10 protein-coding genes are annotated in these 11712 nt (G+C 69.6%); 1 reads left to right on the forward strand and 9 read right to left on the reverse strand.

The window, feature by feature from the left end; genetic code table 11:
* Positions 1 to 185: 185 nt before the first annotated feature.
* On the reverse strand, positions 186 to 1976 hold the full coding sequence (sppA, locus tag LZ199_RS03970) for a signal peptide peptidase SppA (RefSeq protein ID WP_253992291.1): 1791 nt from the start codon (positions 1974 to 1976) through the stop codon (positions 186 to 188).
* A gap of 102 nt (positions 1977 to 2078) precedes the next feature.
* Between sppA and LZ199_RS03975 the strand changes: the two genes are divergently transcribed.
* The gene (locus LZ199_RS03975) at positions 2079 to 2435 is read left to right on the forward strand and encodes a hypothetical protein (protein ID WP_253992292.1); all 357 of its coding nucleotides are present in this window, start codon (positions 2079 to 2081) and stop codon (positions 2433 to 2435) included.
* A gap of 19 nt (positions 2436 to 2454) precedes the next feature.
* Here LZ199_RS03975 and rtcA read toward each other — a convergent pair whose 3' ends face one another.
* From rtcA to LZ199_RS04015, 8 genes are all read right to left on the reverse strand, one after another.
* On the reverse strand, positions 2455 to 3519 hold the full coding sequence (gene rtcA / locus LZ199_RS03980; RefSeq protein WP_253992293.1) for an RNA 3'-terminal phosphate cyclase: 1065 nt from the start codon (positions 3517 to 3519) through the stop codon (positions 2455 to 2457).
* Positions 3520 to 3648: 129 nt separating this feature from the next.
* Positions 3649 to 5595 (reverse strand): CocE/NonD family hydrolase, encoded by a 1947-nt coding sequence (locus LZ199_RS03985; protein ID WP_253992294.1) that lies wholly within the window; start codon positions 5593 to 5595, stop codon positions 3649 to 3651.
* 93 nt (positions 5596 to 5688) lie between these two features.
* Complete coding sequence (locus LZ199_RS03990) at positions 5689 to 7131, reverse strand: sigma-54-dependent transcriptional regulator (protein ID WP_253992295.1); 1443 nt, start codon at positions 7129 to 7131, stop codon at positions 5689 to 5691.
* Entirely contained in the window at positions 7121 to 8467 is a 1347-nt protein-coding gene (locus tag LZ199_RS03995) for a sensor histidine kinase (RefSeq protein ID WP_253992296.1), read from the reverse strand. The genes LZ199_RS03990 and LZ199_RS03995 overlap by 11 nt, the downstream gene beginning before the upstream one ends.
* Before the next feature lie 9 nt (positions 8468 to 8476).
* A complete protein-coding gene (locus LZ199_RS04000; RefSeq protein ID WP_253992297.1) occupies positions 8477 to 9187 on the reverse strand; it encodes a Rossmann-fold NAD(P)-binding domain-containing protein in 711 nt (236 codons plus the stop codon).
* Complete coding sequence (locus tag LZ199_RS04005) at positions 9184 to 10362, reverse strand: MBL fold metallo-hydrolase (protein WP_253992298.1); 1179 nt, start codon at positions 10360 to 10362, stop codon at positions 9184 to 9186. The genes LZ199_RS04000 and LZ199_RS04005 overlap by 4 nt, the downstream gene beginning before the upstream one ends.
* Positions 10363 to 10400: 38 nt before the next feature.
* Positions 10401 to 11009 carry a TetR/AcrR family transcriptional regulator gene (locus tag LZ199_RS04010; RefSeq protein WP_253992299.1) on the reverse strand — a complete coding sequence of 203 codons (609 nt, stop codon included), beginning with the start codon at positions 11007 to 11009 and terminating at the stop codon, positions 10401 to 10403.
* A gap of 73 nt (positions 11010 to 11082) precedes the next feature.
* On the reverse strand, positions 11083 to 11328 hold the full coding sequence (locus tag LZ199_RS04015) for a hypothetical protein (RefSeq protein WP_253992300.1): 246 nt from the start codon (positions 11326 to 11328) through the stop codon (positions 11083 to 11085).
* Between the last annotated feature and the right edge of the window lie 384 nt (positions 11329 to 11712).

An 11712-nucleotide genomic window follows, 5' to 3' on the forward strand; every position in this document is an offset into this window, starting at 1 on the left:
TCCCGACCATCTCCATACCGCAAGACACGCATCGATACGTCTCTACGGGACCTTGCGCCTTAACGAACTCGAACTCCCCATTGCACTGCCGGCACCGTGGAGTGTCCTCCCAAGAGGCGTCCCGATGATTCATGGCATTTCTCCCGGAGGCGGTTCCCCAAGCCCGTGGCGTTCACACTCGACCACTACGGCGACTCTCCCTCGCCACGAGCCTCGCGTGACAACTCGCGCAGCCACGCACTCCACCGCGTCTCATCCGCCAGTGACGCCAACGTCTCCCGCTCCTGCCCGGCCAGGTTCCACGACACGGAGCACAGCGAGTACGTCTGGGGTTGCGCCGCGCCCATCAACAACCGCAGCAGCGACATCCGCCGCTCCGCGGCCCCATACGTCTTCAGCTCGAAGTCCCCAGGCGCGACCTTCGCCAGGGACAGCGCATACCGACACGCCTCCTCGAACCCACCAATCCTGTCCACCAACCCCACGTCCTTGGCGCGCAGCCCCGAGTACACCCGGCCCTCCGCCAGCGCGTGGATCTCCTCCTTCGTCCGCCCCCGCGCCTTCGCCACGTGCCCCAGGAAGGACTGGTACATCTCCTCGATGTCCGCCTCCAGCGCCGCCCGCTCACCCTCGGTGAAGCCTCGCGAGAACGACAGCAGCCCCGCGTTCGCCCCGCGCGTAATCAGCGTCTTGTGGATGCCCAGCATGTTCATCAGCCCGGACGTGTCGAACTTGCCCGCGAACACACCGATGGACCCCACCACCGCATGCGGGGCGCTCCACAGCTCCTTCGCCCCCAGCGCCACCATGTAGCCCGCACTGGCGCACACCTGGTCCATGTACGCGAGCACCGGCTTCTTGCGCGCCACCCGCTGCACCGCCTCCAGAATCTGCTCGGAAGCAATCGCCGCCCCACCCGGGCTGTTCACATACAGCAGCACCGCCTTCGTGCGCTTGTCCCGCCCCGCCGCCCGCAACCCCTTCACCACCGCATCCACCGTCGCGAGCCGCCCGCCCGCGTTCCCCTTCCCCGGCACAATCATCCCCGACACCGGCACCAGCGCGAGCCGAGGCTTCCGCTTCAACCGCCGCCACTTCACCGGCGGGAACGGCACCGTCTCCAGATACGTGTCCAGCGCCTCCAACTCCGTGTCCTCCACGTCCGCTGGCTCCTTCCCCGCCTCCACCTTCACCAACCCCAGGTGCAGCGGCAGGTCCGACTCGTCCACCAGCGCGTCCACCAGCCCCGCCGCCTTCGCCCGAGGTCCGCTGTAGGGGCCCTGGTCGATGAGCGCCCTCACCTCCTCGGGCGTCTTGCGCCGCGCCACCGACACCGCGTCGACCAGCGTCGCGTAGCGCTCGTCCAGGAAGGACTCCACCGTGCGCCGCTGGATGTCCGACACCTCCGGATGCGTGAAGAGCTCCGGCGCCGTCTTGTAGTCACCCCGCCGGATGAACTGCGGCCGGATGCCAATCCGAGACAACCCCTCGCCCAGCGCCGTGGACTCCGCCGAGTACCCCACCAGCTCCAACCGCCCCATGGGGGCCAGGAGCACCTCGTCCGCCGCGCAGAGCACCGGGTACGTGTCCGTGTCCACCATCACCGCCCAGGACACCACCCGCTTGCCCGCCGCCCGGAACTCCGCCAGCAGCGCCACCACCGCGTCGCGCTTGGCCCCCGGCAACCCCAGCTCCTCCACCTCCAGGAGGATTCCCTTCACCCTGGGGTCCTTCGCGAGCAGCCTCAGGGCCTCGCCGAACCGCTCCAGCGAGGTGACGTCCGCGGGCTCCGGACGCGAGCCTCCCCCCAGCGAAAACCGGGGCTTGCGCTGCTCCCGGTACGGAGGGTCCCCCGCAAGCCGGAAGCGCACATAGGCGGGCCTGTGACTGGCCGCGAACAGGCGGAAGGGCGCACCCAACAGGGTTCGCAGGAGCAGCAACAGGTTGGCGAGGGCGATGAAGGGCAGGCGCAGCATGGCGTCCGGGGTGGATGTGGGCCCCCTGGCGCGTACTGGACACGCTCTCCCGGTGCAAGCCCTGTTCAGCACTCCCGTTGGGTCGTGATAGCCTCCCCCCTCATGCGAAATCCCTCCCTTGCCCGACTCCTCCTGGTCCTCGCGCTCGCGACCGGCGGCGGAGCGGCACTGGCTCAGCCGCGCAAACCGGTCCAGGAATTCAACGCCCCTCGTGAGCTCACCGCCGAGGAGCGCGAGGCCGCCAAGCAGCGCGCCATGGGCAACAACCTCAACAACTATGGCAAGGACATCCAGGTGAAGGCGCAGCCCTTCCCCTGGAAGGCCGTGGGCCTCGCCGGCCTGGTGTTCCTCGTCGCCATCCCCTTCGGGTTCCGCGCCTTCCGGTCCACCTCGAAGGAGATGGGCAACCAGAACACCTTCGGCAACAACTCCAGCCGCGACAACGACGAGCCGGCCTGAGCCACCCCCACCCCGGCCCTCAAGCCGGGGCCACCTCCACCGCGCCGCCCGCCTCCACCCGGACCTTCACCGGCAGGAAGCGCTCGACGACGCGGGCATGGGTGGTGAGGTGGTCCGACACCCGAGCCGCGGTGAAGCGCGTGGTGCCCGGCGTCACCGGCCCCAGGCGCCCCGCGGCCAGCAGCGCCGCCGGCAGCAGGATCTGATCCGCCAGCGACTCGTCCAGCGCGCCCCCCGTCTCCATGAAGCGCGCCAGGGCCTCGCCGGCCTCGCGCCCCACGTCCTCGGCGGGCCGTCCCTTCTCTCCCAGCGCGGTGAAGCCGGCGATGGTGTGCTCGAACTGCGCCAGCACGAACGTCACCGTGCCCAGCGAGCGGCTCACCGGCAACGGGCGGTTCTCCGCCTCGGCCAGGATGCCCCGCTCCCGCAGCACCGCCACGGCGGCGCGCGACTGCCGCTCCGCGATGGCGAACGGCAGGCCTCCCACGAAGGACGAGACGTGCACCTCGCGCAGCATCCCCCGCGCGGGCAGCTCCACCAGCCGGGGCGGCTCCTGCGGCGGAAAGACGTGGGCCACCATCTCCCCCGCGCCCTCCGGATAGAACCCCGCCTGCGTCATGGTGAGGTGCACGGGGAGCCCGTACGCGTGGGCCACCGGCTGCCACACCGTGGCGACGTAGTGGAAGCTGGGGCTGTGCGGCAGGTGCGTGCCTCCCCGGAGCGTGAGCTTTCCACCCCCGGCCAGGGCCAGCGGATAGACGAGGCACTGGAAGATGAGCGGCGTGCTGCCCGCGGTGCCGACCTCCAGCAGGTAGTCGCCCGCGCGCACGGGGCCCGGCGTGAAGGACAGCTCGGAGGCGCCCACCGTGGCGCCCTCGCTGGTACCACCCAGGGCCTCGGCGCCGCGCACACAGGCCAGGTGCTGGGGCCTCAACCCCGGAGGCTCCCGCCGCGAGCGCAGGTGGGTGATGTGAAACGGCCGTCCGGTGATGAGTGACAGCGACAACGCCGAGCGGAGGATCTGCCCTCCCCCCTCACCCTCACTCCCATCGAGCCGCACCGGCCCGCTCTCGGTGCCCTTCATGACCCTCCCCTCCCTCCGTGCGGGCGAAACGTAACAGGAACGGGAAGGAAGTCCCGCCCCGTCACCCGCCCTTCGCGCGCGAGCGGACGGTGCCTGACAGATGCACCGCCGCGCTCACTCGCACCACCTTTAGTTGCCCTGGGCGTCCAGCGCCGGCAGCACACCCACCTTGATGGAGCTGGGGTGCGCCGCGGAGTGGTACACGCGGTGGAAGGCGCGCGTGAAGTCCGCCTCCTTCGCCTCGAAGATGTTGGGCACGTACGTCTGCGGGTTGCGGTCGATGAACGGGAACCAGCTCGACTGGACCTGGAACATCACCCGGTGCCCCTTCTGGAACGTGTGGAAGACGTCGTTGATGGTGAAGCGCACCTTCGTCACCTCACCGGGCTTGAAGGCCTTGGGCTCGCTGTAGCTGTCGCGGAAGCGCCCGCGGAACGGCTCTCCGCGCACCAGCGTCTGCTGGCCACCCCGGTTCTTCGCGCCCTTCTCCGCGTCGCTCCGACTCCAGCCGCGCGGCTTGCCGGGATTCACGTCCACCAGCTTCACCACCCAGTCCGCGTCCGAGCCCGTCGTGGAAACCCACAGGTCCGCCTCCAGCGGGCCCGCCAGCGTGAGGTCCTGCTCCAGGGGCTCGGTCTCGAACACCAGCACGTCCGGTCGGCTCGCGACGAAGCGCTGGTCCTCCGCCATGTAGTCCTTGCTCCAGCGCGTGGTGATCTCCTGCGTGTACGGCACCGGCTTGGCCGGGTCGCTGATGTACTCCGCGAACGACTCCGTGGTGCCCGTGGGCGCCTTCTGGGACAGCCCACCCTTGGGCTGGAAGAACAGCCGCGTCTCACGCAGCCCCTTCGGCGGCCAGCTCTCCAACTGGCGCCAGCGGTTGGCGCCCGTCTCGAACACCAGCGCCTCCGGCACCGCCGCCTTCTCGCCCCCCTTGAGGTGCTGCTTGAAGAAGGCCAGGCCCAGCTCCTGGTACATGTCCGAGGTGCGGAAGCCGAACTCGGCGTCACCCAGGCTGGAGCCCTCGGTGCCCACCCAGCCGCCGTGCTGCCACGGGCCCATCACCAGCGTGTTCGCCACGCCCGGGTTCTGCTTCTCGATGGCGGCGTACGTCCGCAGCGGGCCGTACAGGTCCTCGGTGTCGTACCAGCCGCCCACCACCATCATCGCCGCCTTCAGGCCCTTCAGGTGCGGCAGGAGATTCCGCGCCTGCCAGAAGGCGTCGTAGTTGGGATGCGCCGTGACGTCCTTCCAGAACGCGACGTCGCCCTTGAAGTACTTCGTCTCCGCGTTGCTCAGCGGCCCCAGGTCCATGAAGAACTCGTAGCCGTCCGGCGTGCCGTATTCGAAGCGCGACCAGTCCTCGTTGTCCGTGGGCGCCGGCCGGGGCTTGCCGAACCCCGAGAAGAAGTTGAACGCGAGCGACAGGTTGAACGCACCGTGCCGGTGCATGTCGTCCCAGAACCAGTCAGCGATGGGCGCCTGCGGAGACACCGCCTTGAGCGCCGGGTGGCCGCTGATGGCGCCCGCGGAGGCGTAGAAGCCGGGATAGGAGATGCCCCACTGCCCCACCTTGCCGTTGTTGTTCGGCACGCGCGCCACCAGCCAGTCGATGGTGTCGTACGTGTCGGTGCTCTCGTCCGTGTCCTTCGCGCCCTTCTTCGGGTTGATGGGGCGCACGTTGACGAAGTCGCCCTCGGACATGAGCCGGCCGCGCACGTCCTGGAACACGAAGATGAAGCCCTCCTTCTCGTAGGCCTCGCTCGGTCCGAGCTGCGTCTTGTAGCGGTCCAGCCCATAGGGCGCGACGCTGTAGGGCGTGCGCACCAGCAGGATGGGATAGCGCTTCGCGGGAGAGGCATCGACGGGGATGTAGACGGAGGTGAAGAGCTTCACGCCGTCCCGCATGGGGATGCGGTACTCGAACTTGGTGTAGCGCGAGCGGATGCGCTCCGTGCGCTCCGGCGTCGAGGCACCGGGGGCCTTCGACGGAGTGGGCGGTGGCGTCTGGGCGACGGCGGGACTTGCGAGGGACAACCAAAGCAGCGCCGCGAGACGGCGGGACACGGGGGACATGCACGCTCCAGTAATGGGACGCGACATCGTGGGGGGACACAACCGCCCCCGAACGGCCCGTATCGCCGTTTGTTCCCGAGCCCGAGGGGGACGTCAGCCCCGGCCTTCTCCGCCTTCATCCGGGGCGCTGTCCAGCCCGTACTTGCGCAGCTTGTCGTGCAGGGTGGCCCGGCCGATGCCCAGCCGCCGCGCCGCGCCGCTGCGGTTTCCGCCCTCGATGCGCAGTGCGTCGAGCACGAGCCCCCGCTCATAGGCCTCGACGCGCTCCTTGAGCCCCGTGCCCGTGGGGGTGGCCTCCCCCTCCTCGCTCCGGGCACCCTCGGCCATGGGCCCCGTGGACGTGGCGGCCGTAGAGCGGGGCTCGGACGTCGGCAGGAGGGACAGGTCCAGCTCGCCATCGCTCGACAGGGCCACCAGGCTCTCCAGGGTGTTCTCCAGCTCGCGGACATTGCCCGGCCAGGGCAGCGCCATCAGCCGGTCGACGAAGCCCTCCGGTATCTTCAACGGGCCCGTGTGGAACCTGTCGCTGAAGCGGTCCAGGAACATCCGCGCCAGCACGGGGATGTCCTCGGGGCGCTCTCGCAGCGGCGGCACGCGGAGCTGCACCACGTTGAGCCGGTAGTAGAGGTCCTCGCGGAACTGCCCTTCCGCCGCGCGCTTGCGCAAGTCGCGGTGCGTGGCGGCCAGGATGCGGACGTCCACCTTCACCGGTCGGTCTTCTCCCACCGGGCGGACCTCGCTCTCCTGGAGCACGCGCAACAGCTTGGCCTGGAGCGGAGGCGCCAGCTCGCCGACTTCGTCCAGCAGCAGCGTCCCGCCGTCCGCCTCGCGAAACAGCCCCGGGCGGACCCGATGCGCTCCGGTGAAGGCGCCCTTCGAGTGGCCGAACAGCTCCGCCTCCGCGAGCTCCTCGGTGAGGGCCGCGCAGTTGAAGCGCAGATAGGGCCCGTTCGCTCGCGGCGACGCGCGCACCAGTGCCTCCGCCACGCGCTCCTTGCCGGTGCCGCTCTCCCCGGTGATGAGCACCGTCACGTCGCGAGAGCCCGCGCGTTGAACCAGCTGCGCCAGCCGACCCATGGGCTCCGAGGAGAAAACCATGGAGCGCGACAGGTTCAGCTCCCCCGTCAGTCGCTCGTTCTCATGGCGGAGCCGCACGGACTCCAGGGCGCGCGTGACGACGGCGAGCAGCTCGTCCACGTCGAAGGGCTTGCGGAAGTAGTCATAGGCGCCCGCCTTCACCGCCTCCACGGCGAAGCGCTCCGAGCCATGCGCGGTGATGACGATGATGCGCGGCGCGTGGGGCACCGCGCTGACCCGGCGCACCAGCTCCATGCCGTCCATCCGAGGCATGCGCAGGTCGGTGATGACCAGCTCGAACGGGCGCGACGCCAGCTTCTCCAACGCGGCCTCGCCGTCCTCCGCCTGCTCCACCTCCACGCCGGACAGGCTGCGCAACATCTCCCTCAGCGTGAAGCGCACGCCCGCGTCATCGTCCACCACCAGCACGCGAGACACCGCGCCCGACTCACCGCGCATGGACCACCTCACGGACGTCTCGCACCGGACCCAGGGTGTCCGCCGGAAGCTCGCGCGGCAACATCAGCTCCGCCACACAGCCTCCGGACGCCTCGTTGCGAAGCGTCACTTCACCGCCATGCTGCCGCGCCAGCGCACGCGCCACCGTCAACCCGAGCCCGGAGCCCTTCGACTTCGTGGTGACACCCGCGTCGAAGGCCCGCGCGGACACCTCCGGGGACAGCCCCGCTCCCGAATCCCGGATGACGACGCGCACGTCGCCCACGCTCCCGGACTCGACGTCCACCACCACCTGGCCTCCTCGGGGACTCGCGTCGATGGCGTTGTGGAGCAGGTTCATCACCACCTGCTTCACCTTGCGAGGATCACACACGGCGACCACCTGCCCCTCGCCGCCCCGGGCCAGTCGGACGCCGTGCTCGGCGGCGAGCCCCTCGTGCAGCACCAAGGCCTCGTCGCACAGCGCGCCCAGGTCCACCTCGCTGACCGACAACGGCACCAGCGGACGCGAGAAGTTGAGGAACTCCTCCAGGATGTCCTGCATGCGAGTCACCTCGCCCGCCAGCACCTCCAACCGCTCCTGGGGTTGCGCGCGCCCGGGCTCGCGCCGCATGAGCTGCGTGAGCCCCTTCACCGTGGCGAGGGGATTCTTCAGCTCGTGGGCAATCTCCCCCGACAAGGACTCCAGCGTGCGAGCGTGGGCGCGATGCGTGGCGAACAGCTCGTCGCGCTGGTGGAAGGACTCCGCCAGCATGTCCTCGAAGGTGCCCCGGATGGCTGCGCCCACGATGTTGGCCGCCACCACCAGGAGCAGGATGAACACCGCCACCGCGATGAGCGTCTCCCGAGAAGGCTCTCCCAAGAACGACAGGTGCAGGGGTGGAGTCCACCCGAACACGTGTGCCGCCGACAAGAGGGACAAGAGCCCCAGCTCCGCTCCCATCAACGCGAGCCGCTGACGGGGCGGAAGCACCGCGGCACCCACGAAGGCCAGCGGGAGGACGAGCGGCAGCAGCGGACTGGCCAGTCCTCCCGTGCCCCACGTCAGGCTCTGCTCCAGGACGATTCCCACCATCAGGTTGCCGGCGATGCTGCGCTCCGTGAGCCCCTCTCGCTCGTAACGGCGCAGCTCGAAGAAGAAGAACGACAGGGCCAACACCACCTGGACGGGCAGCCAGATGCGGCGCCAGGGCGCGCCATCCGCGAGCGTCGCAGCCGACACAGCCACCATCAGCAACATGCCGCCATACGCGCGCAAGCGCACCATGCGGCCGAAGATGCGGCCGATGTGCTTGAGCCGAAGGGCTTCGTAGCTGCGGCGGGTTCGCGGTTCCATGTCGCCCTGTCAGGCCGAGGCGTGCTCGGCCCGGGTGCCCGCCCGACGCTCCAAATAGCGGCGGGCCAGCTCGTTGATGTCGTCGTTCTCGAGCACCTTCTTCGGCGCTCCCAGCTCGGCGGTGGCCAGCATCGCCAGCCCCACCGCCTCCGTGGTCGTCACGAACTTCGGAGCCACGGCCTTGAGCACCGGGTACAGCGGGCTGAGCACCTTGTAGAGGACCCGGTAGACTCGCGTCTTCGACTCGATGCCGTGCATCGGCCGGATGATGCCCGGTCGGAACAGGTACACCGCGCGGAACGGCATCGCGGCCAGCGCGTTCTCCGTGCGCCCCTTGACGCGGGCCCACATCGAGCGCCCCTTCTCCGTGCTGTCCGTCCCCGCGCCCGAGACGTAGATGAAGGTCATCCTCGGGTTCGTCCGCACCAGCACCTGCGCCGCCGACAGCGTCAAGTCGTACGTCACCCGCCGGTAGTCCTCCTCCTTCATCCCCGCCGACGACACGCCCAGGCAGAAGAAGCAGGCATCATAGCCGTCGAGCGAGGACTCCGAGGAGGCGTCCAGGAAGTCCTTGAGCAACAGCTCGCGCAGCTTCGCGTGCTTCTGCCCCGTCTCCGCGCGGCCCACCGCGAGCACCTGCTCCACGTCGGGCGACAGCAGGCACTCGCGCAGTACCCCCTGCCCCACCATGCCCGTCGCGCCGAAGAGGATGACCTTCATGGCTGACCTCCAGGCTGGTTCGCCGTCACGGGCGCCCCCATGCCCGTGGAGAGGATGGGATGTTGCGCCGCGGTCTCCCACGCCAGCTCCGGCCACCATCGCTCCCGAACACCCGCCGCTTCGACCTCCGGCTCCACGCTCTGTCCAGGCCTGGGCAGCAGCAACGTCACGGAGAGGCGCTCGGCCTCGGCGCGGGCCCGCTCGGCCGGCTCCGTCCACCCGTGGTAGGCGAGCCCGAAGAGGGCCCAGTGCACCGGAATCATGACCTTTCCACGTAGCATCTGGTGTGCCAGCACTGCCTGCTCGGGACCGATGTGCCAGTCCGGCCAGGCGCGGTGGTACTGGCCCGTCTCAATCATCGTCACATCGAAGGGCCCCAGGCGCTCGCCGATGTCCCGCATGGCCGGGAACAGGCCCGTGTCGCCGGAGTAGAACGCCCGGTGCTTGGAGCCGATGAGCGCGTAGCCGGCCCAGAGCGTGGAGTCCTTGTCGAACAGGAAGCGCCCGGAGGCATGGCGCGCGGGGGTGGCGACAATCTCCATATCTCCGACGCGCGTGCGCTCCCACCAGTCCAGCTCCACGATTCGCTCCGCCGGAATGCCCCAGTACTCCAGGTGCGCACCCACGCCGAGCGGCACGATGAACACCACCTTGGAGTGCTTCGCGGAGTCCCTCAGCGCCAGGAGCGTCGGGCGGTCCAGGTGGTCGTAGTGGTCATGCGAGACGACCACCGCGTCGATGGGAGGTACATCCTCCAGGGCGATGGGCGGCGCGAACCACCGCTTGGGGCCCACCCAGGAATACGGCGAGACGCGGTCGCTCCATACCGGGTCCGTCAGGATGCGATGCCCGTCGATCTCCACCAGCTGAGAGGAGTGCCCCATCCACGTCACCCGCAGCCCCGTCGCGGGCGGCGTCAGGAAGCGCTGGGGGTTGATGGCCTCCACCGCCAGCGGCTCCCCGGGACTGGTGTGGGGACTGGCGTCGAATATCCCCGACATCATCTCCCCGAAGTGGTTCACCAGCGGCTGGGGGTTGTCGAAGTGCCCGTCCTTCCACTGGGGCGAGCGCTCCATCCGCTCCCGCCGGGCCCCCGTCGCCTTCTTGCCGAAGCCCGTATAGCCGTCCACGACGAGCACGAGGATGCCCACCGCCAGCACCGCGCCCAAGCCCATTGCTCCACGGCGCAGCACACGCCGTAAACCTCGCGTCTTCATCGGGATGCTCCCAGGGGCATGCACAGCGCGCGGACCGCGACGCCGATGCCTTGAACGAATGCCTCACGCGTACCGCTGAGGTACTTGAGCCCGCGCGCCGTCGCGTAGAGCGTGTCGGTGAGCTGCCGCGCGGTGAGGCCGGTGGACTTGTACGCGGCCACCAGTCCGGAGGCCCGCAGCACCTTCACCACCGCCTCCTGGAACAGGGCCTCGTAGCGCGCGGCCTCCTCGCCCAGCCCCATGGAGCTCAGGACCTCCGTCAGGTCCTTGGCGTCCGCGCCCACCATGCCGACGTAGCGACCCACCCAGGCGTCGAAGCCCCGCACCAGCCGCTCTTCCAGCGGCAGGGAGACATCCGACAACCCCTCGCTGGCGCTCCGCAGCGAGGCCTCCATCGCGTGCTGCAACGTCGCCTGGAAGAGCTCTTCCTTCGTCGCGAAGTGCAGGTACAGCCCCTGGCGGGACACGTCGGCGGCGCGGGCCACCTGGTCCATGGACGTCTTCCGGAAGCCGTAGCGCAGGAAGACACTGAGCGCCGCGTCCAGCAGCCGGCTCCGCCGTGCGTCGTCCGGCGGTTTCTCGGGAGATTTCAGCTCGGTACCCATCTTGGACAGATTTGACAAGATGGACCCAGATTGTCAATTCAATCAACCCCGCGCGCGAGGCTGGAACTTCGACTCAGCGCAGGCCGGCGCGGCCTCCGTCGAGCACCCGCAGCGAGCGCTTCGCCGGCCGGCGGGCCCCGGTGGAGGGCTTGTCCGTCTTGGCGGCCACGGCCTTCACGCCGCGCCGGGGAGCGGGCCGGGAGGGCGCGACGGCGCGGACGCTCGGTCGCCTCCGTCGGGGCGCGGCCTTGGCCTTGGGCCCCTGCTGGATCGGGCGGGTGAGCGGCAGGCAGAAGTACAGGTACATGTCGAGCAGCATGGGGCCTCTTCGCCTTCAACGAGATGCGCACGGGATGTGGCGCGCGGTTCATGAGCAATGGCGGTGCCACCCTCCCCATCCTCCGAGGAAGGCAGGCGCAAGGTGCCATGGCGGGTTCGAACGAACCCGTGAAGAAGCATGAAGATGCCGTGGTGAAAGCCCCTCCTCTCCTCGGAAGGGCGCCCCTCTCATGGGGCATGCGCACCTTCTCCTCCAAGGCGAGGAGCGCGGTCAGCGCCACGTGACGGGTGTCGGCCTTCCGGCGGGGTGCCGGGTTTCCGGCAGGGGTGCCGCGCGGGCCTCCGACACCCATGCGGGCGCTCTCGGCGTGCGAGTGCTGGCATGGGCCTTGCCATCAGGCCGGGCGTCACCGCGGGGGGAAGC

It is taken from the genome of Myxococcus qinghaiensis, from assembly GCF_024198215.1.
GTDB classification, from domain to species: Bacteria; Myxococcota; Myxococcia; order Myxococcales; family Myxococcaceae; genus Myxococcus; species Myxococcus qinghaiensis.